General features: G+C 66.1%; 19 protein-coding genes and 1 pseudogene. 10 read left to right on the top strand and 10 right to left on the bottom strand.

What is annotated here, in order from left to right; all coding sequences use genetic code 11:
- The first annotated feature begins 146 nt into the window (after window positions 1-146).
- The gene (locus ACX12D_RS28080) at window positions 147-590 is read left to right on the top strand and encodes a MarR family winged helix-turn-helix transcriptional regulator (RefSeq protein WP_459374326.1); all 444 of its coding nucleotides are present in this window, start codon (window positions 147-149) and stop codon (window positions 588-590) included.
- Window positions 591-704: 114 nt separating this feature from the next.
- Here ACX12D_RS28080 and ACX12D_RS28075 read toward each other — a convergent pair.
- The 6 genes and pseudogenes from ACX12D_RS28075 to ACX12D_RS28050 form a co-directional block, all read right to left on the bottom strand.
- Window positions 705-953, bottom strand: a pseudogene (locus ACX12D_RS28075) (transposase); the annotation flags it as partial.
- 37 nt (window positions 954-990) lie between these two features.
- Entirely contained in the window at window positions 991-3,075 is a 2,085-nt protein-coding gene (locus tag ACX12D_RS28070) for a putative bifunctional diguanylate cyclase/phosphodiesterase (RefSeq protein WP_459374325.1), read from the bottom strand.
- A 201-nt stretch (window positions 3,076-3,276) separates the two neighbouring features.
- Entirely contained in the window at window positions 3,277-4,602 is a 1,326-nt protein-coding gene (locus tag ACX12D_RS28065) for an MFS transporter (protein ID WP_459374323.1), read from the bottom strand.
- 101 nt (window positions 4,603-4,703) lie between these two features.
- Window positions 4,704-4,919, bottom strand: a complete 216-nt coding sequence (locus ACX12D_RS28060; protein ID WP_459374321.1) for a DUF2783 domain-containing protein — start codon at window positions 4,917-4,919, stop codon at window positions 4,704-4,706.
- Between the two features lie 35 nt (window positions 4,920-4,954).
- Window positions 4,955-6,688 carry an FAD-dependent oxidoreductase gene (locus ACX12D_RS28055; RefSeq protein WP_459374320.1) on the bottom strand — a complete coding sequence of 578 codons (1,734 nt, stop codon included), beginning with the start codon at window positions 6,686-6,688 and terminating at the stop codon, window positions 4,955-4,957.
- 54 nt (window positions 6,689-6,742) lie between these two features.
- Window positions 6,743-7,702: an MBL fold metallo-hydrolase gene (locus ACX12D_RS28050; RefSeq protein WP_183035123.1), complete on the bottom strand. Its 960-nt coding sequence runs from the start codon at window positions 7,700-7,702 to the stop codon at window positions 6,743-6,745.
- 304 nt (window positions 7,703-8,006) lie between these two features.
- On the opposite strand from ACX12D_RS28050, the gene ACX12D_RS28045 reads away from it, so the two are divergent.
- Complete coding sequence (locus ACX12D_RS28045; protein WP_459374318.1) at window positions 8,007-8,888, top strand: IclR family transcriptional regulator; 882 nt, start codon at window positions 8,007-8,009, stop codon at window positions 8,886-8,888.
- An 11-nt stretch (window positions 8,889-8,899) separates the two neighbouring features.
- Window positions 8,900-9,799 carry an IclR family transcriptional regulator gene (locus tag ACX12D_RS28040; protein ID WP_459374317.1) on the top strand — a complete coding sequence of 300 codons (900 nt, stop codon included), beginning with the start codon at window positions 8,900-8,902 and terminating at the stop codon, window positions 9,797-9,799.
- Between the two features lie 12 nt (window positions 9,800-9,811).
- Here ACX12D_RS28040 and ACX12D_RS28035 read toward each other — a convergent pair whose 3' ends face one another.
- Complete coding sequence (locus ACX12D_RS28035; protein ID WP_459374316.1) at window positions 9,812-10,801, bottom strand: LysR family transcriptional regulator; 990 nt, start codon at window positions 10,799-10,801, stop codon at window positions 9,812-9,814.
- A gap of 288 nt (window positions 10,802-11,089) precedes the next feature.
- Here ACX12D_RS28035 and ACX12D_RS28030 point away from each other — a divergent pair, with 288 nt between their 5' ends.
- From ACX12D_RS28030 to ACX12D_RS28020, 3 genes are all read left to right on the top strand, one after another.
- On the top strand, window positions 11,090-12,127 hold the full coding sequence (locus ACX12D_RS28030) for an aromatic ring-hydroxylating dioxygenase subunit alpha (RefSeq protein ID WP_459374315.1): 1,038 nt from the start codon (window positions 11,090-11,092) through the stop codon (window positions 12,125-12,127).
- A gap of 6 nt (window positions 12,128-12,133) precedes the next feature.
- The gene (locus ACX12D_RS28025) at window positions 12,134-13,099 is read left to right on the top strand and encodes a PDR/VanB family oxidoreductase (RefSeq protein ID WP_459374314.1); all 966 of its coding nucleotides are present in this window, start codon (window positions 12,134-12,136) and stop codon (window positions 13,097-13,099) included.
- A 105-nt stretch (window positions 13,100-13,204) separates the two neighbouring features.
- Window positions 13,205-14,341 carry an ABC transporter substrate-binding protein gene (locus ACX12D_RS28020; RefSeq protein ID WP_459374313.1) on the top strand — a complete coding sequence of 379 codons (1,137 nt, stop codon included), beginning with the start codon at window positions 13,205-13,207 and terminating at the stop codon, window positions 14,339-14,341.
- A 10-nt stretch (window positions 14,342-14,351) separates the two neighbouring features.
- On the opposite strand, the gene ACX12D_RS28015 is transcribed toward ACX12D_RS28020, so the two are convergent.
- Together ACX12D_RS28015 and ACX12D_RS28010 are read right to left on the bottom strand one after the other, a co-directional pair.
- A complete protein-coding gene (locus tag ACX12D_RS28015; protein ID WP_459374312.1) occupies window positions 14,352-15,194 on the bottom strand; it encodes a transporter substrate-binding domain-containing protein in 843 nt (280 codons plus the stop codon).
- Between the two features lie 74 nt (window positions 15,195-15,268).
- Complete coding sequence (locus ACX12D_RS28010; RefSeq protein ID WP_459374311.1) at window positions 15,269-16,288, bottom strand: succinylglutamate desuccinylase/aspartoacylase family protein; 1,020 nt, start codon at window positions 16,286-16,288, stop codon at window positions 15,269-15,271.
- A 300-nt stretch (window positions 16,289-16,588) separates the two neighbouring features.
- Here ACX12D_RS28010 and ACX12D_RS28005 point away from each other — a divergent pair, with 300 nt between their 5' ends.
- The 3 genes from ACX12D_RS28005 to ACX12D_RS27995 all read left to right on the top strand — a co-directional run bounded on the left by ACX12D_RS28005 (window position 16,589) and on the right by ACX12D_RS27995 (window position 18,995).
- A complete protein-coding gene (locus ACX12D_RS28005) occupies window positions 16,589-17,401 on the top strand; it encodes a MetQ/NlpA family ABC transporter substrate-binding protein (protein ID WP_459374310.1) in 813 nt (270 codons plus the stop codon).
- Between the two features lie 63 nt (window positions 17,402-17,464).
- A complete protein-coding gene (locus ACX12D_RS28000; protein ID WP_459374309.1) occupies window positions 17,465-18,358 on the top strand; it encodes a methionine ABC transporter ATP-binding protein in 894 nt (297 codons plus the stop codon).
- Entirely contained in the window at window positions 18,339-18,995 is a 657-nt protein-coding gene (locus ACX12D_RS27995; protein ID WP_150984309.1) for a methionine ABC transporter permease, read from the top strand. Before ACX12D_RS28000 ends, ACX12D_RS27995 begins: the two co-directional genes overlap by 20 nt.
- 34 nt (window positions 18,996-19,029) lie before the next feature.
- Here ACX12D_RS27995 and ACX12D_RS27990 read toward each other — a convergent pair whose 3' ends face one another.
- Entirely contained in the window at window positions 19,030-19,851 is an 822-nt protein-coding gene (locus ACX12D_RS27990) for a class II aldolase/adducin family protein (RefSeq protein ID WP_459374308.1), read from the bottom strand.
- A 221-nt stretch (window positions 19,852-20,072) separates the two neighbouring features.
- On the opposite strand from ACX12D_RS27990, the gene ACX12D_RS27985 reads away from it, so the two are divergent.
- The gene (locus ACX12D_RS27985; protein ID WP_459374307.1) at window positions 20,073-21,038 is read left to right on the top strand and encodes a tripartite tricarboxylate transporter substrate binding protein; all 966 of its coding nucleotides are present in this window, start codon (window positions 20,073-20,075) and stop codon (window positions 21,036-21,038) included.
- The last annotated feature ends 53 nt before the right edge of the window (window positions 21,039-21,091 follow it).

Here is a 21,091-nt window from a genome sequence, read left to right as displayed (position 1 = left end):
TCTCCATGGGATTGACGGGGCTTCGGTTCGCACCAGGCCCGGTCGGGTAGACGGGGCCATCGTGATCCGAATGAATTGCAAATGCAATCGTTAGGGTATTCTGAGCGCTCTGCGGCATAATTGCAACTGCAACTATTGGAGATGCCATGTCGACTGAGAAGCCGGATTTGTGGTTTTCGTTCGTACGGTCGCACCGGGCCTTGATACGTGAGGTGGACCGGCGTCTGGCCGAGGCTGGACTGCCTGTCTACGCGTGGTACGACGTGCTGTGGGGGATTGAAAGCGGGCCGGAGGAAAGCAGGCGGATGCATGAGCTGGCCGATGTACTTGCCATCGAGCGGTACAACCTGACTCGCCTGATTGACCGGCTGGAGCGCGAAGAACTGGTGACCCGTATCCGTTCGGAGGAAGACGGGCGCGCCGCGTTCGTGTCCGTCACACGGCAAGGCAAGGCCTTGCGCAAGAAGATGTGGGGCGTCTATGAGGTGGCGGTCAATGAACTGTTTCTGGCCCAGTTCCGGCCGGAAGACATCGAACGGTTTTCTCGCGCGCTGGACGCGGCGGCCGCCAAAGCGGGACGGCCGAAATAGGTTTGAACTCCCTTTTCGTGCAGTGACGCTTCTGGCTCGAAGCGGAGGGATCCAATGTGTCCAATCCCTGGGGCAAGTTCGACGGCGCTTCAATGGTTAGTGCATCGCCGGCGCCGCCTTGAACTTGCTACCGTCAATGGCGACCAGAGCCTGTGAGAACAACTTAAGATCACGGCACAGAACAACGAAACGACGGCAGACGTTTCGGATGCCTGTACCGTTATCCCTGCGGAAGTCTGCAATGGTCTTGAAGTCCGGCGCCAGTCGACCGGTCAGCCACATCAGCGCTATATTGCGTTGGCATTCGCGCTCCAGTCGACGACTGGATTGGACACGGTTGAGGTAGCCGTAGATGTATATCTTCGCGTTTTCACACAGCCTCGGCCCCATGGTGCCTTCTTCATCCGGCATCCAACAGCAGATTGTCGTCGGACAGCGATGCAATCAGGTTCGCCGCGGACATCGGCCGTCCCAGCAGGAAGCCTTGCAGCGAATCGCATCCAAGCCGCGTCAGGAACTCCTGCTGCTTCGCCGTTTCGACCCCTTCCGCAACGATATTCAAATTCAGCGTGCGCCCCAGCGCCACAATGGCCGAGACAATGGCCGCATCCTCCGTATCGCGTGACAGATCCCGGATGAACCCGCGATCGATTTTCAGCTCGCTGGCAGGCAGCCGCTTGAGGTACAGCAGGCTCGAATAGCCGGTGCCGAAGTCGTCGATCGAGATGCGCACGCCCATGTCGTGGAGCTGCTGCAGGATCTGCAGGCTGGCATCCGCGTCGCGCATCGCCGTGGATTCGGTGACCTCCAGCGTCAGGCAGCGTGGCTCCAGCGCATGCCGGGCCAGGGTGTCGCGCACGGTCGCGATCAGGCTGGCGTGCCGGAACTGCAGCGCCGAGAGGTTGACCGCCATGGTCCACTCGGGGCGGCCCTCGTTGCGCCACGCCCGCATCTGCCGGCAGGCTTCGTCCAGGATCCAGTCCCCGATCGGCACGATCAGGCCGGTTTTCTCCGCGAGGGGGATGAACTGGTCCGGGGCGATCAGGCCACGCGTGGGATGCATCCAGCGCACCAGGGCTTCCACGCCGACGATCGGGCCGCTGGGGGCGGTGAGCTTGGGCTGGTACTGCAGGATCAGCTCACGGCGTTCCAGCGCCATGCGCATGTCCTGCACCAGTTGAAGCTGCTCGTGCACGTTGGCGTTCATCGATGCTTCGAAGAAGCAGATGGTGTTGCGGCCCAGCGCTTTGGCGTGATACATCGCCGCGTCGGCGTTGGTCAGCAAGTCGTGCTGGCGCTCGCCATCGCCAGGGTACATGGCGATGCCGATGCTGCTGGAGACGCGCAACTCGCGGCCGGCCACCTGGAAGGGCTCGCGGATGGCGCTCAGCACTTTCTCGGCCAGGGTGGCAGCATCCGCCGGCTCGCTGACGCTGGCCAGCAGCACGAACTCGTCGCCGCCCAGCCGTGCGATGGTGTCTTGCGAGCGGACATTGGCGCCGATGCGCCGCGCGACTTCCACCAGCAACTGGTCGCCAATGGGATGGCCGTAGGCGTCGTTGACCGCCTTGAAGCCGTCCAGATCCATGAACATCAGGGCGAAGCGGCTCTTCTCCCGCGTGGCCCCCTGGATCGCCTGCTCGAGCCGGTCTTCCAGCAGTAAGCGGTTGGGGAGCTTGGTGAGGTTGTCGTGCAGCGCCAGGTAGGTCAGTTCCTGGTTGGCTTCGGCGAGCGAGATGGCCAGCATGGCGGTGCGGGCTTCCAGGCGCATGTCGAGCACCGAGGTGATCAGGGCAATCGCCAGCACGGCCAGCGTGACGACGATGATCACCACCGCCAGCCAGCCGGCGTCCATGCCGTCGCGCGCCGCGCCGCAGACGACGCCGATCGGAAACTCCGCGGCCGCCATGCCGGTGTAGTGCATCCCGGCGATGGCTGAGCCCATCACCACCGATGCGCCCGCCCGCAAGGGCCGCACCCAGACGGACTCGCGCCGCAGGTTGAACGCGATCCACAGCGCCGCGCCGGATGCCGCGACCGCAATGACCACGGACAGGACGAACAACGAGGGGATGTAGTGGATGCCCGGCACCATGCGCAGTGCCGCCATGCCCGTGTAGTGCATGCCGGCAACGCCGCTGCCGATCAACAAGGCGCCGCCTGCCAGGCGCCGCCACGGCAAGGTTTCCCTGCCCACCAGCCAGAGCGCGAGCGCGGATGACGCGATGGCGATCAGCAGCGAGGCCACGGTGATGGGCAGGTCGTAGCCCAGCGGAATCGGCAGGTGGAACGCCAGCATGGCGATGAAGTGCATCGACCAGATGCCGATGCCCATGGCGCAGGCGCCGCCCGCCAGCCACCAGTGGGCCGCGCGCCCTTGCGCGGTGGCAATGCGCCCGGCCATGTCCAGGGCCGTGTAGGAGGCCAGCATCGCGACAAGCAGTGAGAACAGCACAAGCAAACTGTTGTAGCTACCGGCGTGCATGGAAGACCTTTCTGGACGTTGACTTGGAACTGCCTGGAGGCCACCCGGCGCGCACGCGCCAAGCGAGCGCGCCAAGGAAAGCCCCAGTACGCCCCTCATATCGACAAGATGGCGGGCAAGTTTAGTCGAAACCCCAAAAAGATCGGCGCCCGGGGGCCAACTGGCCCCCGGGGCTAATGCTGGCCAGCGGCTGGCCGGCAATCAGTGCCGTGGCGCGGCCTTCGGCACGCCCGCCCACATGGCGGCGCCGCTGGCCAGCAGCAACCCCGCGAGCAGGTACAGCGCGTTGTCCATGCTGCCCGTGTGCGTCTTGATCTGCCCGATCACCCACGGGCTGACGATGCCGCTGGTAATGCCGATGCTGCTGATAAAGGCAATGCCGGTGGCGGCGGTGTGGGCTGGCAGGTGGCTTGGCGGCAAGGACCAGAAGATCGGCAGCGCGGCAAAGATCAGCACGCACGCGGCGGACAGCAACGCGAGCATCGCCGCGAAGCTGGGCAGGTGCAGGGTCAGCAGCGCCAGTGCCAGCGCGCCGCCTACCGTGCAGGCCACGAAATGGCGATGCCGCTCGCCGCGCCGGTCGGAGTGGCGGGCAATCAGGATCAGGCCGACGGCGCCGATGGCGTTCGGGATGACAGAGTAAAGACTGATGGACATCACATCGGTGATGCCGAAGTCCCGGATCATCAGGGGCATCCAGAAGCTCAGGGTCAGCGAGCCGCAGGTCAGCGCGAAGTAAATGAAGGCAAAGAGGTAGATGCGCGGGTTGCGCAACGCCTCGATCAGCGCGCCAAACGAGTGCGCGCGCGTGGCCTGTCCGGCCGGCCCGTTATGCGCGGCGAGCAATGCCTTCTCCGCGTCGGTGAGCCAGCTCGCCTGCTGCGGGCCATCGACCAGGAACACCGCGGCGGCGAGCCCGAGCACGATGGCGGGCGCCCCCTCGATGGCAAACATCCACTTCCAGCCATAAAGCCCGAGCACGCCGGCCATGTCGCGCATGATCCACCCCGACACCAGCCCGCCCAGCACGCCGGCCACGGCAACGCCCGCGAAGAAGATGGCCATCACGGCAGCGCGCCGCCGCGCCGGGAACCAATAAGTCAGGTACAGCACGATGCCGGGGAAGAAGCCGGCTTCGAACACGCCCAACAGGAAGCGCAGCGTATAGAAGTGCGTGGGTGTCGACACCCACATCATGCCGACCGATGCCAGGCCCCACAGCAACATGATGCGGGTGAAGGTGCGGCGGGCGCCAAAGCGGGCCAGCAGCATGTTGCTGGGCACCTCGCACAGCACGTAGCCCACATAGAACACCGCAGCGCCCAGCCCGTACATCGCATCGCTGAAGCCCAGGTCCTGCTTCATCTGCAGCTGGGCAAAGCCGATATTGATCCGGTCGAGGAAGGAGATGACGTAGCAGACAAAGAGGAAAGGAATGATGCGCAGCCAGATCTTTCGATAGAGCGCGTCTTCGTCGCGGGCAGCACAAGCCGGGGGCGCAATGGCCCCTGCAGAGGGATAGGTCATGGATTGTCTCCGGGAACGCGGGCCCGGCTGGGCCCTGGATGCCGACGTCTGGCGCGTATTGGCAATGAGTGGAAGCGGGCAGCGGGCCGCGCCCGCCGCGATCAGGCTTGCGCGCCGATCTCCGGCGCCGCGCCCTGCCGCGCGAGCTGCATGGCGGCGGCGAGGGTGTCGTGGTCGCCGATATGATTTGCGAGCAACAGGATCAGTTGCGCATTGGCCGCCTGGCTCTGGCCGTCGTCGAGATCGCGATGCATGTCGATCAGGGCCTCGTAGAAGTCGTCGGCGCGCGCCAGGTTGGGTTGGGTGTTGAGTGCCATTGCTGTCTCTCTGACTCAGAATGTCGCCGCGGGATTCATGCCGCTACCGGAGCGGGCGCTTGCGCAGCTGGTGCGCCGGCCTGCGTGCCTCGCAAGTTGCCGGTCGCGCGTGACATGGCCTGCTGGATGCCGGCGATGTCGACCCGCCGCCAGCGCGCGCAGACATGCTGGTCGGGGCGGATCAGGTACAGCGTGCCGGGCCGCGCGTCGTAGCGCCGCGCCGCGAGCCCCTCGGCGTCGTGCCACGCCGTTATGCCGGGCGATGTTGCGCACTGGGCATCCGCGCTGACCACGACCAGCCTGAGCGGCAGCGCGCCTTGTCCCAGCCGTTGCAAGGCGGCCAGGCTGTCGGTGTCGGGCGTGCCGAACAGCAGCGCGGTGAATTGCCCGCCTAGTTGCGGCAGCAGCCATCCTTGGCCTTGTGCACCGGAGATCGGCGCATCCACGCAGGCCGTGCCCGGCACCATGGTGTCGGCAAAGTCGCCGGTGTCAGGCGTGTTGAGCGCCGAATCGCGCAGCACGGATGGCAATGACAGCCGCCCGCTATTCACCAGCTGCCGGGCGAACGCATGCTTCTTCGACAGCGCCAGCACGGCATCGCGGAACACCTTGCTGACCGTGCTTTTCGGCGTGATGAAATCCGTCGAGCGCGTCGAGTTGCGGATGTTCTCGTCGGCGGCATATTCGCGCTCGCTCGCATAGGTGTCGAGCAGGCTGTCCGGCGCGCGGCCCTGGATCACGTACGCCAGCTTCCACGCCAGGTTCTCCGCGTCTTGCACGCCACTGTTGGCGCCGCGCGCGCCGAACGGCGAAACGCCATGCGCGGAGTCGCCGGCAAACAGCACATTGCCATGGCGGAAGCTGTCCATGCGCAGGCAGGAGAAGGTATAGACGCTGACCCACTCCAGCTCGAACTTCGCGTCCGGGCCAAGCAGCGCCCGCACGCGCGGAATCACGCGCTCCGGCGTTTTTTCCAGCACGGGATCGGCGTCCCAGCCGAGCTGGAAGTCGATGCGCCAGACATTGTCGGGCTGGCGGTGCAGCAGCACCGACTGGTTCGGATGGAAAGGCGGGTCGAACCAGAACCAGCGCTCCGTGGGGAATTCGGCTTCCATCTTCACGTCGGCGATCAGGAAGCGATCCTTGAACGTGCGGCCCTTGCTGTCCAGGCCCAGCAGGTTGCGCAGCGGGCTGCGCGAGCCATCGGCCGCCACCACGTAGCGTCCGGTGAGCGCATAGGGGCCGTCCGGTGTGTCGACGGTCAGCACCACGGCCGCGTCAGGCGTGCCGGCGTGATGCTGTTCGATGCCCGTCACCTTGTGCTTCCAGCGGATCTCCAGGTTCGGCAACTGGCGCGCGCGGTCGAGCAGGAAGCCCTCGACGTAATACTGCTGCAGGTTGATGAAGGCCGGCCGTTGGTGGCCGGCCTCCGGCAGCAGGTCGAAGGTGTAGACCTGTTCGTCGCGCACGAAGACCTTGCCGACGTGCCAGCGCACGCCCTTGTCCACCATGGGTTCGCCACAGCCGAGCCGGTCGAAGACATCCAGCGTGCGCTTGGCAAAGCAGATCGCGCGCGATCCGCTCGACAGCGTGCAGTCATCGTCCACCAGCACCACCGGCACGCCGTGCTGGGCCAGGTCGATCGCGGCGGCCAGGCCAACGGGCCCGGCGCCGACGACGATCACGGGGTGCGGCTTGCCTGGGTGCGCCTGCCGTTGCTCGGGGCAGGGTCGGTACTCAAATGACTGGTTCTGGTAATCGTTGCTCATGCTGGTGTCTCCATCCACTCTGTACGGCCATTCCATCTATGCGGCGATTGGCCTTCAGTTTTGCAGCGCGGCCCACATTTCCTTGTCGCGCTGCGCGGTCCAGATGCGCGGATGCTGGATGCCGCTGGCTTCATCGAAGGCGCGCGACACGTCGAACGGCAGGCAGTGCTCGTAAATGAAGACGTGGCCGAACTTCGGGTCCATCGATTTGCGCGTATGGGCCATCGCGCTCTTCAGGTCCAGGCGGTCCACCACGGCTTCCTTGCCCGCCTGGAACAGCGTGGTGACGAAATCCTTGGTGTACTCGATGCCCTTCTTGACCTCTTCCGGATTGGTCAGGGCCGGGCCGCGGCCGGGGACGAGCTTCTCGGCGCCCAGCGCCTGCAAGGCGTCGAGCGTGGCGGGCCATTGCTCGAGTTGCGCGTCGCCGCAGTAGCAGGCTGCGTCGTACTCCACCAGGTCGCCGGAGAACAGCACCTTCTGCGAGGGCAGCCAGACCACCGTGTCGCCCTTGGTGTGGCCCGAGCCCAGATGGGCGATGCGCACTTCGAGCTTGCCGAGGTACAGGGTGATTTCTTTCTCGAACACCAGCGTCGGCCAGGTCAGGCCCGGCACGGTTTCCACGCCGGCGAACAGGCGCGGGAAGCGTTCGATCTCCGACTTCATGTCGGCCTCGCCGCGCTCCACGATCATCTCGTAGGTGCCGCGGCTGGCGATGATCTGCTGCGCGCCTTCGGCGAAGTAGGCCGAAGCACCCAGCACGCGCACCGCGTGGTAGTGCGAGAGCACGACGTACTTGATGGGCTTGTCCGTCACCGAGCGGATCCTGGCGATCAGGTCTTGCGCCATGGCAGGCGTGGCGGTGGTGTCGACGATCAGCACGCCGTCGTCGCCGATGATCACGCCGGAGTTGGGGTCGCCCTCGGCGGTGTACGCGTAAGCGTTCTCGGAGAGCTGGGTGAAGGTGACTTTCTTGGCTTCCAGGTCGGCCTGGGATGCGAATGCCTTGCTCATGCTTGCCTCATCTCTTTTGTCTTGCGTGGGGGAAAGACGAGACAGCAGGCGCCGGAGCGGATCACTGCATAGCGGGGGACTGTCTCGCCCCGTATTCACTCTATAACTGCACCGGTATCGGGGTAAGGCCATCTTAGGAATTGCAGCAAAATTAGTCAATAACAAATCGTATTGTTTTTGACTAACTGGAGGGGCGAGGCGGGTAAGGCACAAACAAGTCGCAGAAATCCGAGGGGAAACCCTCGGTCTTGCCGGGCGGATGGCGCCCGGTCGATTACTATCTGGGTTTTCAAGCGGGGGCCGAATGCCACGATCAGCACGACCAGCGCGATCCGCGCGATCAACGCGATCCGAGGACCACATCGCGGACGCCGGCGGCGAGGAGAAGGCGCAGCGCGGCATCCAGAGCGTGGAAGTCGGCGGCCGCTTCCTGCGCGCGCTGGCCGATGTCCGCGCACCGATGGCCCTGGCCGATCTTGCGGCCAGCGTGCAGATTGCACCCGCGCAAGCACACACTTACCTGGTCAGCCTGGTGCGGCTTGGCCTGATCAAGCGCGACCACCTGTCCGGGCGCTACGAGCCGGGCCCGCTCGCGCTGCAGCTCGGCATGCTGTATCTGGACCACGATCCGGCCTACCGGGCGGCGGTGCCGCTGGTGGCCGCGCTGGCCGGCTCGTGCGGGTTCAGTGTGGCGATCTGCGCCGCCGGCCCGCATGGCCCCACCATCGTGCGCTATGCGCACGCTGGCTCGCCCTTGCACGTGAACCTGCACGTTGGCACGGTGATGTCGCTGTCGGCAACGGCGACCGGCCGCGTGTTCTGCGCGTTTCTCCCGCCCGGCCAGTGGCAGGCGATCTGGGCGCAACAGCACGCGGGCGACACGCTCGCCGTGGACGCCACCGCGTTCGGTGCGGACCTTGCCGCTATCCGCGAGCGCGGCATCGAGCGCAGCATCGACGCGCCAAGCCCCGCCGTCAGCAGCCTGTGCGTGCCGGTGCTGGACGCCAGCGGGCGGCTGCGCCTGGCGCTGACCGTGGTGGGATCGACCGGCGCCATCGATGTGGGCTGGCGCGGCCCCGTGGCTGTCGCATTGCTGGACACCGCCGCGGCCATCCGTGACGCGATTGCCGCCACTAACGTCACTAACGCCACTAACGCCACTAACGCCACTAACGAAACCGAATGACACCCGCCCCCATGCCAATCGACGACAGCCAGGGCGGAGCCGCCAAGCCGCAACGCGGCATCCAGTCGCTGGACAACACCGGCCAGTTGCTTGCCGCGCTGGTCGCGGCCGGGCGGCCGCTGCCCTTGCGCGACCTTGCACGCGCGGCCGGCATGCCGCCCGCCAAAGCGTTCCCGCATCTGGTCAGCCTGCAGAAGATCGGCTTGCTGGCGCGCGACGCGGCGGGCAATTTCCTGTCCGGCCCACTGGGCCTCGAGCTCGGGCTGATCGCCTTGCAGCGGCTCTCGCCAACCCGCGAGGCTGAGCCAGAAGTGATCGAACTGGCGGGCGCGACCAGCCTGAGCGTGGCAATGGCAGTGCTTGGCCCGCTGGGGCCGACCGTGGTCCGCCTGGAGGAAGCCGCGCGGCCGCAGCACGTCAGCCTGCGGGTCGGCACCGTGCTGTCGCTGGTCAATACGGCGATCGGCCGGCTGTTCGCGGCGCACATGCCGGAGCCCGTGCTGATCGGCCTGCTGGGCCAGGACGCGCTGCGGCTCGCAGGTGCACGGGCATCGGATGTCGTCGAAGCCGACGGCGGCGCGGGCGAAGCGCTTGCGCCAGCGTACGCGGCCCGGCTGGCGCAAATCCGCGCGCAGCGGATCGACAATGCGCTGAGCCGGCCCGTGCCCGGCATCGACACGCTTGCGGCGGCGGTGTTCGACCACACCGGCAGCATCGCGCTCGTCATCGCTCTGATTGGCACATCGGGCAGCTTTGACAGCGGTACGGACGGCGCAATGGCTGGGACACTGTTGCAGGCGGCGCGGCGGTTGTCGTGGCGGTTCGGCGCGATGGAGCCGATGGAGCCGATGGAGCCGATAGAGCCGATAGAGCCGATAGAGCCGATAGAGGCAGCCGCGGGGAACGGATAGCCGAGCCGCCGCTTACTTTCCTTTTGCCACGCGCCGGGGCCGCTTGGGTTGCGGCGCAGGCGCCGCCGCTTCATCCTCGCCATCGTCGACCCGTGGATAGTGTTCGAAGGTCCGTTTCACCAGCTCGCGCAGCCAGATGATTGCCGGGTCATGGTGGAAACGCGGATGCCAATGCTGCTTGATGGCGAATTCCGGCAGCGCCACCGGCGGCTGCATCACGCGCACCGTGCCGTACCGGGCAAAGACGTTGGCGAGCTCCAGCGGTACCGTGGCGATCAGGTCCGGCTGCTGCTCCATCAGCAGCGGCACTACCAGGAAGTGCGGCGTCGACAGGTAGATATTGCGCTGGATGCCATGGTCGTCAAACGCGCTGTCATACGCTGCGCTGGCGCGCCCGGACAGCGTGACCACAATCTGCGGCATGCGCTGGAACTGCTCGAGCGTCAGGGCGTCGCCAACCTCCTGGTTGCGCGCGCTCACGATGGTCACGAACGAGTGCATGAACAAGCGCTGCTGGAACAAGCCTTCCGGCGCGGCGCGAATCGATCCCAGTGCCAGGTCGGCCTCGCCCGTGCCGAGCATGCCCTCGATCTGCTGTAGTGGAACCTGCAACGTGCGCAGCTTGCAGTGCGGTGCCTCGCGGCGCAGCCTGCTGATCAGCGGCGGCAGGAAGACCAGTTCGCCCATGTCGGTCATGCACAGGTTGAACGTGCGCCGTGCCGCTAGCGGATCGAAGCGGGACTGCGATAGCACTTGCTGCCGCACAGTGGCCATCACGCCCACAATTGCCTCGGTCAGCTCCTCCGCCTTGTGCGTGGGCATCATGCCTGCCGGCGTCTTGACGAACAACTGGTCGTCGAAGAAGGCGCGCAACCGGTTCAGCGCGTGGCTCATCGCGCTTTGCGTCAGGCCCAGCTCTTGCGCGGCCTTGGTCACACTGCGCTCCCGCAGCATCGCATCGAACACCGTAAGGAGGTTGAGGTCCAGCTCATCTGCATGCATGGCGTACATTCTCGCTATTAGGGGGATGACGTTGACGCATGTTTCCTCCAAATCTATTCTGCAGTCAAGGACCCCGGAGATGGGTCGCCGCACTGGAGACAAGACATGACACCCCACGCCCGCACCCGCCGCCACCCGCGTCCCGGCCCGCAAGGCGCATTGCCGCCACCCTGACCCTTCGCCTTTTTTAACGCCCGCAACACGCATCGCTTGCAAGCAATGCGTGCATGGCAACGTGCGCCCCGAATTTCCGCACGGGCGCAAAGTGAACGCTCCAAGGAACGCCGCATGTTCATCAAAAACACCTGGTATGTAGCCGCCTGGGATAAGGAAATCCCTGGCGAAGGCATGTTCTCCCGCACCATCATCGGCGTGCCTGTCGTGATGTACCGCAAGGAAGACGGCAGCATCGTCGCGCTGGAGGATCGCTGTTGCCATCGTGGCGCGCCGCTGTCGGTCGGGCGCAGGGAAGGCGATTGCATCCGCTGCATGTATCACGGCCTGAAGTTCGACAGCGCGGGCAGATGCATCGAGGCGCCCGCGCAGGAACGCATCCCGCCGCAGGCCAAGGTGCGCAAGTTCCCCATCGTCGAGCAACACCGCTGGGTGTGGATCTGGATGGGAGACCCGGACAATGCCGATCCGTCGCTGATCCCGGATACGCAGTGGCTGGACCATCCGGATTGGCGCAGCCTGGACGGCTACATCCACTACGACGTGAATTACCTGCTGATCTGCGACAACCTGCTGGACTTCTCGCACCTGCCGTTCGTTCACCCCACCACCCTGGGCGGCAGCGAGGACTATGCCGCGGTGCAGCCCAAGGTGGAGCGTATCGATGGCGGCGTGCGGATCACGCGCTGGGCCATCAATACCGAAGCGCCCGCCTTCGCCAAGGCCGTCAAGGACTATCCCGGGAAGGTCGATCGCTGGAACATCTACAACTTCACGATCCCCGCCATCCTGTTAATGGATTCCGGCATGTCTCCCACCGGCACGGGCGCGCCGGCGGGCGTGCGCGTCGATGCCGCCGAATTCCGTGGCTGCCAGGCCATCACCCCGGAGACGGAAAACTCCACGCATTACTTCTTCGCCCATCCGCACAACTTTGCCATCGACAAGCCGGAAGTCACCGCGTCGATTCACCAAAGCGTGGTCACCGCGTTCGACGAAGACCGCGAGATCATCTCGGCGCAGCAGCGAAGCCTTGAGCTTGAGCCCAACTTCAAGATGATGCCGTTTTCTATCGACGCCGCGCTTTCGCAATTCCGTTGGGCGGTGAACCAGAAGCTCGAAGAGGAAGCGGCAGCGTCCGCGCAGAGGTAGCACGGCATGCTCGAACTGATCGTATCCAGGCTGACCGCGGAGGCCGAGGGCATTCTCGGCATCGAGCTGCGGCGCCCCTGCGGCGGCGCCTTGCCGGCGTTCACCGCGGGCGCGCATATCGATGTGCACCTGCCCGGCAATATCGTCAGGCAATACTCGCTGTGCAACGACTCCGCGGAGACCGACCGCTACTGCCTTGGCGTGGGGCTCGCGCCGTTGTCGCGTGGAGGGTCGCGGTATGTCCATGAAGGACTCAAGGAGGGCGACGCGCTCGCCGTGAGCGCGCCGCGTTCGCTGTTCGGCATCGACGCGGCTGCCTCGGCGCATCTGTTCATCGCCGGCGGCATCGGCATTACGCCGATTCTCAGCATGATCCGCTGGTGCGAGGCCAACGGCCGGCCGTGGAAACTGCTCTACTGCATACGCTCGCGCCAGCGCGCGGCTTACCTGGATATGTTGTCGCGCTACGGGGAAAGGGTGCAGCTGCATGTCGATGACGAAAGCCAGGGTGCGCTGGCGGATCTTGCCTCTTTTCTTGGCGGGCTGCACGAGGGCGGGCACGTGTATTGCTGTGGGCCTTCGCCACTGATGGATGCGGTGGCTGCCAAGGCGGAGTCGGCAGGCGTGCCACGCGCTGCCACGCATTTCGAGCGGTTCAGCGCGGATCCGCAGCAGGCCAGTGCCCATGCCGATGCCGATGCGGACGAGGCGTTCACGGTTGTCCTGCGCCGGCACGGCAGCCGTTTCACCGTGCCCGCCGGTTCCACCATTCTCGAAACGCTCGAGCACAACGGCGTGCCGTTGCCGTTCTCCTGCCGCGAGGGATTGTGCCGCAGTTGCGAGGTGCCCCTGCTGTCCGGCAGGGCGGACCACAGGGACTACGTGCTGAGCGACGCGGAGCGCGAGGCCAACACCGCCATCATGATCTGCGTTTCCCGGGCGCTGACGCCCGAGCTGGAACTGGACATCTGAGCACGCCGCGCAGCCCCACCGCCTGGCAAAAGCACCACAACACGCGCCACCCAGATGGCCGCGATCATCCAAGGAGACAAGACGATGTTCCATCCCGCTCGCCCAATGCTGGCTGCCGTGCTTGCCATGGCCGGCCTGGCAGCAACCCCTGCGCGTGCCGACATCAACGTCGGTGTCACCCTGTCGCTGACCGGTCCCGCGGCGTCGCTCGGCATGCCGGCAAAGCGCGCGATCGACCTCCTGCCAAAGGAGGCAGCAGGGCAGAAGCTGAACTTCATCCTCCTCGACGACACCTCGGATCCGAGCGTCGGCGTGCGCAACTTTCGCCGCCTGGTGGATGAGCACAAGGTGGATGTGGTGATGGGCTCCTCGGTTACGCCGTCGACCATTGCGCTGGTCGACGTTGCCGCCGAGACCAAGGTGCCGTTGATGAGCCTGGCTGCCAGCGCCAGGATCGTCGAGCCGCAGGACGAGAAACGACGGTGGGCATTCAAGGCGATCCAGAATGAGAACCTGATGATCGGCGCCACGCTTGACCATATGCGACAGGCCGGGACGAAGACACTGGCATTCATGGGCTTCTCGGATGCCTATGGCGACGCATGGCTGTCCGCACTCCAGCCGCTGGCGGACAAGGCCGGTATCAAGCTTGTGGCCACGGAGCGTTATGTCCGCACGGACACCAGCGTAGTCGCGCAGACACTGAAGATCATCGCCGCGAAGCCGGACGCCGTCCTTGTCGCCGCATCCGGCACACCCGGCGCCCTGCCGCAGAAAGCGCTCACCGAGCGCGGGTACAAAGGACGCGTCTACCAGACCTACGGCATTGCCAACCGGGACTTCCTGCGCGTTGCCGGAAAGGATGCGGAGGGCGCGATCTTTGCGGTCGGGCCGGTGCTGGTCGCGGACCAGCTTGAGCCTGGCAGCCCGATGCGGCCCGTCGCGCAGGATTTCGTCAAGCGCTACGAGGCCGCGTACGGCCCTAACTCCGCCTCGATTTTCTCGGCCAACGTCTGGGATGCGGGCCTGGTGCTGCGTGCGGCGATTCCCGCCGCCCTTGGCAAGGGCAAACCGGGCACAGAGGCGTTCCGCATCGCGCTGCGCGACGCGTTGGAGAGCACCAGCGGTGTCGTGACTACCCAAGGCGTGACGACGATGTCCCGCTCCGACCACGTTGGCTACGACAAGCGGGCAGCGGTGCTGGTCCAGATCCAGAATGGCGCCTGGAAATACCTGAAGTAGATCGTTGCCTCTACGGCTTGCCGCTGAACTTGCGGTGCAATTGCGCCAGCAGCGGCGAGCGCGGCAGCAGATCGGCCTTGTTTTCCAGCTCGATCAGCCGGCCGGAGCGGTGCAGGCCCTGGATGATGCGGTCCACCGCCGCCGCCGTGTCTTTTTCGCCCTTGCGCACCCAGGCCACTTGCGGGGCGGGATCGACCTCGTCGGGCAGCACCGCGTAGTCGCGCCATTCCGGATCGCGCGCCACCAGCGTGTTCAGTGTCACGCTCTCATGCACGGCTGCCACGCACGAGGCGCCGCCGCGCAGCGCCAGCAGCGATTCGGACATGCCTTTGAAGCCCTTGAGCTCGGCGCCGTATTGCGCGCTCAGCGGCTTGGCGTAGCTGCTGCCCTGCGAAAGGCAGACCGGCTTGCCGCGCAGGTCCTCCCAGCGCTTGATGCCGCTGCGCTTGAGAAAGACCGCGGTGCCGCCGTTGCGATAGTACGGCGTGGGGGCGTAATCCATCTGCGTGGCGCGCTCCGGCGTCAGCAGCATGCTGGCAACCAGCAGGTCCACCTTGCCTTGCTGCAGGAACTGCACGCGGTTGGCTGGCTGCACGGGTACCAGTTCGGCTTGCACGCCCAGGTCCCTGGCGATCTGCCTGGCCAGCTCCGGGTTGAAGCCGATCATCTCGCCGCTGGCCGGATCGATCGAGCCAAAGCCACCCGTGCCGTTGACGATGACGCCGATGCTGATTGTCTTGCGCTGGTGGACGCGATCCAGCGTGGCGTCGGCGTGGACGGCGGTGCTGCCGAGCAGCGTGGTGAGCACTAGCGCAAGGAGGGTGCGGCGTGGTGAGTCAGATAGCCTGGACATGGGAATGCATACGGGTGAGGTGTAAAGCGACGGCGTGATGCCGGCATGCGCGCCTTGTGCGGAGCAAGCGCTTATCAATCGTCGGCCAGCTGGAACAGGCAATCGCCGCGCTGCGTGAGCGCGGGCACGCGCTTGCAGATCACCAACCCGCTTGCCGGGAAGCGCGCGATCACCGGCTCGCGCTCGAGGCTGTGCGGCGTATGCAGCAGCGCCGCGGGCTGGCCGGCGTCCACGCGATCGCCAAGCTGCACCAGTGGCTCGAAGATGCCATCTTCCCGCGCGTAAACATAATGGCGTTCCCGGTCCACGCGCAGCAGGCGGGTGGCGTGCGGCGCCGCAGCAGGCACCAGCGGGCCGCGCACAACGCCAAGGTGCCCGAGCAGATGGAGCAGGCCTTGCCACGCATCTTGCAGCGCCACGGCATCCACCATGCCCGCGCCGCCAAGTTCGGTCAGCAGGGCCAGCACGCCCTGGCGGCGCGCCGCCGCCAGCAAGCCGACCGGGTTGGGAACCTCATTGATGAAGGTGTGCGGCAGGCCGAAGGCATGCACCGCGTCGAACAGTCGCGCCTTGGCGGCAGCGTCTTGCGCAGCCTGCGCAAACAAGGTGGCGCCGTGGTACTGCAGTGAACTGCCGCCGGAGTGCAGGTCGATCGCCAGGCTCACGCGCGTGAGCAGCGAGCGCTCGATATAGTCGGCGATGACCTGCGTCGGCGTGCCGCGCGCGTCGCCGGGAAAGCTGCGATTGAGATTGCCGCCGTCCAGCGGCGATGTGCGCAGGCCGGCTTGCGCGGCCGGATAATTGGCCATCGGCAGCAGGATCACCTGGCCTTGCACCATCTCCGGCGTGAGCGCGCGGATGAGCCGCGAAACCAGGATCTGGCCTTCGTACTCGTCGCCGTGGTTGCCTGCCATCACCAGCACGGCGGGGCCTTCGCCGTTGCGTACCGAGGCGATCGGAATGGGCAGCCAGCCATAGGCGGAGCGATGCGCGGAGTGCGGCAGGCGCAGGTAGCCGGTGTGCTTGCCCGGCGCGCCGAAATCGACTTCGCTGTGGATGGGGGAGGCGGGCGCGAGCCCCGGGGAGGAAGCCATGGTGAAGTCGTCGGGTGAGGGCGGCGCGAGCCGTGCAGCTCGCGCGGCGTACGGAAACCCGTCACTCTACGCAGCCGGCCCGGCATGCGGAAGGAACAAATCGGCGCATGGATATGCGTGCGGCGCGCGCACGCTTGGACCTCCGGTCGCCGCGGCTGCCACGCGGCCACACTGGCAGGTTTTCCGGATTTGCTACTGCGGTTTTATTCTTGGACCGGCATGCCGTCGCTTACCTAGACTGGTTGCCTGGCATCTCGCCAGCTCAATCATCGCCAGCAATATCTTCGAGGTGAACGGCTTATGAACCTGCGTGCAATTTTCTCCACGGTCCTCGCCGCCACGACGGCGCTCGCCATCGGCGCCGCCCCGGCGCTGGCCGCCGACAAGCCCATCAAGGTCGGCGTGCGCGGCGGCGTGGACGAAGAGATATGGGAAGTGGTGACCAAGGTGGCCCGCAAGCAAGGCCTCAACGTGGAGCCGATCGTGATTACCGGCACCGCCAGCCCCAACGAAGCGCTGAACAACGGCGATCTCGATGCCAACGCGTTCCAGCACAAGCCGTTCCTGCGTGACCAGATCAACCAGCGCGGCTACAAGATCGTGGCGGTGGCGGACACGCTGATCTCGCCGATTGCCTTTTACTCGCGCAAATACAAATCGCTGGAGTCGCTGCCGCAGGGCGCGCGGCTGGGCATTCCCAATGATCCGAGCAACCAGACCCGGGCGCTGGTGATCCTGCGCGATCATGGGCTGATCAAGCTGCGCGAGGGTTTCGACCCGTACACCGGCACGGCCACGCTGGGCGATATCACCACCAACCCGAGGAAGCTGGACCTGGTGGAAAGCGCCTCGGTGGTGCTGGCGCGCTCGCTGCCGGACGTGGATGCCGCCGCCGTGGTCAACACCTTTGCCTACCAGGCCGGGCTGATTGCTACGCGCGACGGCATTGCGGTGGAGAAGAAGGAGCACAACCCGTACGTGAACGTGATCGCCGTGCGCGAGCGTGACAAGGCCGCGCCGTGGGTGGCACCGCTGATCAAGGCGTACCACTCGGACGAGGTGCGCAAGTTCATCCTGACCAAGTACCAGGGCTCGGTGATCCCGGCGTTCTGATGCGGCGGATGTCGTTGTTCACGTTGCTCACGTTGTTCAAGTTGTTCCCGGAGGATTTTCATCGTGTCACAGACGCCCCCGCTGCAATCAAGTCCGCCGCATATCGTCTTCGAGCAGCTTGGCAAGCACTACCCGGGCGCGCCCGCTGCCGCGTTGCGGGAGGTGTCATTCACGGTGGCGCGCGCAGAGGTTTTCGGCATCATCGGGCGTAGCGGCGCGGGCAAGTCCACGCTGTTGCGCACCATCAACATGCTGGAGCGTCCCAGCGCCGGGCAGGTGCGCGTGGATGGCGTGGACGTGGGCGCGCTGGACGAGGACGGCCTGGTGGCGCTGCGCCGGCGCATCGGCATGATCTTCCAGCATTTCAATTTGCTGTCGGCCAAGACCGTGTTCGAGAACGTGGCCTTGCCCTTGCGCGTGGCCGGCGTGCCGCGCGCGCAGATTGTGCCGCGCGTGATGGCGTTGCTGGAACTGGTGGGGCTGGCCGACAAGGCGCAGGTCTATCCGGCCACGCTGTCCGGCGGGCAGAAGCAGCGCGTGGGCATTGCGCGCGCGCTGGTGCACCGCCCGGAGATCCTGCTGTGCGACGAGGCCACCTCGGCGCTGGACCCCGAGACCACCGAATCGATCCTGACCCTGCTGCGCGACATCAACCGCACGCTCGGACTGACCGTGGTGCTGATCACGCACGACATGGCGGTGATCCGCCAGGCTTGCGACCGCGTGCTGGTGCTCGATCAAGGCCGCGCGGTGGAGCTGGGCACCGTGTGGCAGGTGTTTGCCGAGCCGCGGGCCGCCGCCACGCTGGCGCTGCTGCGCCCGCTGCGGCAGGATTTGCCGGTGCCGGCCGGCGGCGAGTTTGCCCATGCCATGCATGCCGCCAAGGCGGCCAACGCGTCGTATGCGAGTGCGCGCGCCAATATCGAGATACAGGCTTATGTTCCCGCCCATGGCTGACAAGTACGTAAAGGCGCTGGGCGAGACCTTGCTGATGGTGAGCGCCGCCTGCCTGGTGGTGTTCGTGTGCGGCATGGCGCTGGCCATCGTACTGACGTTGAGCGCGCCGGGCGGTTTGCGTCCGCGTCCGCGGCTGCACCGTACGCTGTCGGCGCTGGTCAACACCTTCCGCTCGATCCCGTTCATTATCCTGCTGGTGGCGATGCTGCCCGTGACGCGGCTGATCGTCGGCACCACCATGGGCACGTGGGCAGCGGTGGTGCCGCTGAGCGTGCACCTGATTCCCTTCTTTGCGCGCATTGCGCAGGTCAGCCTGAACGAGATCGATCCGGGCCTGATCGAGGCCGCGCGCGCCATGGGCTGCCGGCGCTGGCACATCGTGCGCCACGTGCTGCTGCCCGAAGCGTTGCCCGGCATCGTTGGCGGCGCAACCGTCAGCGTGATCGCCATGATCGGCTCGTCGGCCATGGCCGGCGCGGTGGGTGCCGGCGGCCTGGGCGACCTGGCCATCCGCTACGGCTACGAGCGCTACGAGACCGCGGTGATGTTCAACGTGATCGTGATCCTGGTTGCGCTGGTCACGCTGGTGCAGTTCGGCGGCGAGCGGCTGGCGCGGCGCTTCGACCACAGGCGCTGAGCCGGCCACGGCGCACGCTGGCGACTACTGGCGATTACTGGCGATACGACGGATCGCTGCGATCGAGCTGCCGCAGCAGGGCCGCCCAGTGCTTGCGCGTGACGGGGCCGCCGGCATTGCTCGCCACCAGGTCCGCCACCTTGCGTGCCACAGCATCGGGCGCGATCACCAGCGGTGCACCGCCGGATTGCGCGGCCAGCTGCGCCACGCAGGCGCGCTCCAGCATATGCAGTTCCTGGAAGGCTTGCGCAATGGTGGGCGCGCACGTCAGCAGGCCGTGGTTGCGCAGGATGAAGATGTCGCGCTCGCCCAGGTCCGCCACCAGCCGGGCGCGTTCATCCAGGTCGATGGCGATGCCTTCGTAGTCGTGATAGGCCACCCTGTCGAAGAAGCGCATGGCGTGCTGCGAAATCATCAGCAGGCCATCGCGCTGCGCCGACACGCCGATGCCGGCTGCGGTGTGGGTATGGAGCACGCAGCCCACGTCGTGGCGCGCGGCGTGGATGGCGCTATGGATCACGTAGCCGGCCGGGTTGATGCCAAGGCCAGTGTCGTCGCGCAGGATCTCGCCGTCGATATCGACCTTGACCAGGTTGGACGCGGTGATTTCTTCGAAGGTCAGGCCATAGGCGTTGATCAGGAAATGCGCATCGGGACCCGGCACGCGCGCGGAGAAGTGCGTGTAGATGTGATCGGTCCAGCGGAACTGCGCCGCCAGCCGGTAGGCCGCCGCCAGCTCCACGCGCACGGCCCACTCAGCGGGCGAGACCTCGGCCTGGACGGCGGGGAAATGCAGCGCGGGGAGGGACAGGCTCGGGTCCGACAAGGCAAGCAGCGGCTCGGTGACGGCGTTCATGCGGCGCTCCGGAAAAAAAGGGGGGGGAGCGGAACATCATACGGCTGCCACCCGGGCTTGCCAACGCCGCAATCGGCATATGGAAATGCAAGGGCAGAAGGACGGCGATGCGGCCGCGATGCGCCATCCCGTAGAATCCTCCTCTGCGCGGCCGCTCCCATGCACCGCGCGCCATGCACAGACCCAGCACCACACATAAAACCAATAACGCAGGAGCCCCCTTGAAGACGCCCTTCGCCCTCATCGCCGCCACGGCAGCATTGACGACGGCTGCCACCTTTGCCCACGCCGCTTATCCCGAGCGGCCCATCAAGCTGATCGTGCCTTTCCCGCCGGGGCAGGCCACCGACATCTTTGCGCGCGCGCTGGCAGAGCGGCTGGGCAAGCAGCTTGGCCAGCCGGTGGTGGTGGACAACCGTGCCGGGGCGGGCAGCAACCTCGGCATGGAGATCGCTTCCCACGCCGCGCCCGATGGCTACACGCTGGTGATGGCCGGCAGCGCGATGGCAATCAACCAGACGCTGTACAAGAAGCTGAACTACAACCCGCGCCAGGATTTCCAGCCGATCTCCGGCGTGTTCTCGGTGCCGCTGGTGTTCCTCGCCACGCCGGCGTCCGGCATCGTCTCGCTGCGCGACCTGATCGCCAAGGCCAAGGCCGCGCCCGGCAAATACAGCTACGCCAGCGCGGGCGTGGGGGGGACCCAGCATCTGTCGGCCGAAATGCTCAAGGCGCAGGCGGGCATCTTCATGGTGCACATCCCCTACAAGGGCAGCGGCCCGGCGCAGTCCGACTTTCTCGGCAACCAGATTCCGCTGATGGTGGATTCGGTGACGGCGGCGCTGCCCCTGATCCAGTCGAAGAAGGCCGTGCCGCTGGCGGTCACGGTGGCCAAGCGCACGCCGCAGCTACCGTCGGTGCCCACGGTGCGCGAGCAAGGCGTGCCGGACTTCGAAGCGCTGGGCTGGGCCATCCTGATGGCGCCCAAAGGCCTGCCACCCGCGCTCGTGAGCCAGCTCAACGCGGAGACGGTGAAGGCGCTGCAGTCGCCCGAGCTGTCGAAGTTCATCACCGACCGCGGCTCGGAGCCGATGCCGATGAGCCCGGAGGAAACCGGCAAGTTCGTCGACAGCGAGATCCACAAATGGGGCGCGGTGGTGAAACGTTCGGGCGCCCAGGCTGATTAAGCGCGGCTAACAAAACCATGTCATCGCCACATGCCTGTTGAGCGTAGCCATGA

Source organism: Cupriavidus sp. PET2-C1 (genome assembly GCF_054515855.1).
This window is presented reverse-complemented; position numbering and strand designations above follow the sequence as displayed.

Excerpts from the sequence above, each read along its gene's own strand:
- ACX12D_RS28080 (WP_459374326.1), top strand. The coding sequence starts at position 147 with ATGTCGACTGAGAAGCCGGATTTGTGGTTTTCGTTCGTACGGTCGCAC.
- ACX12D_RS28070 (WP_459374325.1), bottom strand. The coding sequence starts at position 3,075 with ATGCACGCCGGTAGCTACAACAGTTTGCTTGTGCTGTTCTCACTGCTT.
- ACX12D_RS28065 (WP_459374323.1), bottom strand. The coding sequence starts at position 4,602 with ATGACCTATCCCTCTGCAGGGGCCATTGCGCCCCCGGCTTGTGCTGCC.
- ACX12D_RS28060 (WP_459374321.1), bottom strand. The coding sequence starts at position 4,919 with ATGGCACTCAACACCCAACCCAACCTGGCGCGCGCCGACGACTTCTAC.
- ACX12D_RS28055 (WP_459374320.1), bottom strand. The coding sequence starts at position 6,688 with ATGAGCAACGATTACCAGAACCAGTCATTTGAGTACCGACCCTGCCCC.
- ACX12D_RS28050 (WP_183035123.1), bottom strand. The coding sequence starts at position 7,702 with ATGAGCAAGGCATTCGCATCCCAGGCCGACCTGGAAGCCAAGAAAGTC.
- ACX12D_RS28045 (WP_459374318.1), top strand. The coding sequence starts at position 8,007 with ATGCCACGATCAGCACGACCAGCGCGATCCGCGCGATCAACGCGATCC.
- ACX12D_RS28040 (WP_459374317.1), top strand. The coding sequence starts at position 8,900 with ATGCCAATCGACGACAGCCAGGGCGGAGCCGCCAAGCCGCAACGCGGC.
- ACX12D_RS28035 (WP_459374316.1), bottom strand. The coding sequence starts at position 10,801 with ATGCATGCAGATGAGCTGGACCTCAACCTCCTTACGGTGTTCGATGCG.
- ACX12D_RS28030 (WP_459374315.1), top strand. The coding sequence starts at position 11,090 with ATGTTCATCAAAAACACCTGGTATGTAGCCGCCTGGGATAAGGAAATC.
- ACX12D_RS28025 (WP_459374314.1), top strand. The coding sequence starts at position 12,134 with ATGCTCGAACTGATCGTATCCAGGCTGACCGCGGAGGCCGAGGGCATT.
- ACX12D_RS28020 (WP_459374313.1), top strand. The coding sequence starts at position 13,205 with ATGCTGGCTGCCGTGCTTGCCATGGCCGGCCTGGCAGCAACCCCTGCG.
- ACX12D_RS28015 (WP_459374312.1), bottom strand. The coding sequence starts at position 15,194 with ATGTCCAGGCTATCTGACTCACCACGCCGCACCCTCCTTGCGCTAGTG.
- ACX12D_RS28010 (WP_459374311.1), bottom strand. The coding sequence starts at position 16,288 with ATGGCTTCCTCCCCGGGGCTCGCGCCCGCCTCCCCCATCCACAGCGAA.
- ACX12D_RS28005 (WP_459374310.1), top strand. The coding sequence starts at position 16,589 with ATGAACCTGCGTGCAATTTTCTCCACGGTCCTCGCCGCCACGACGGCG.
- ACX12D_RS27995 (WP_150984309.1), top strand. The coding sequence starts at position 18,339 with ATGTTCCCGCCCATGGCTGACAAGTACGTAAAGGCGCTGGGCGAGACC.
- ACX12D_RS27990 (WP_459374308.1), bottom strand. The coding sequence starts at position 19,851 with ATGAACGCCGTCACCGAGCCGCTGCTTGCCTTGTCGGACCCGAGCCTG.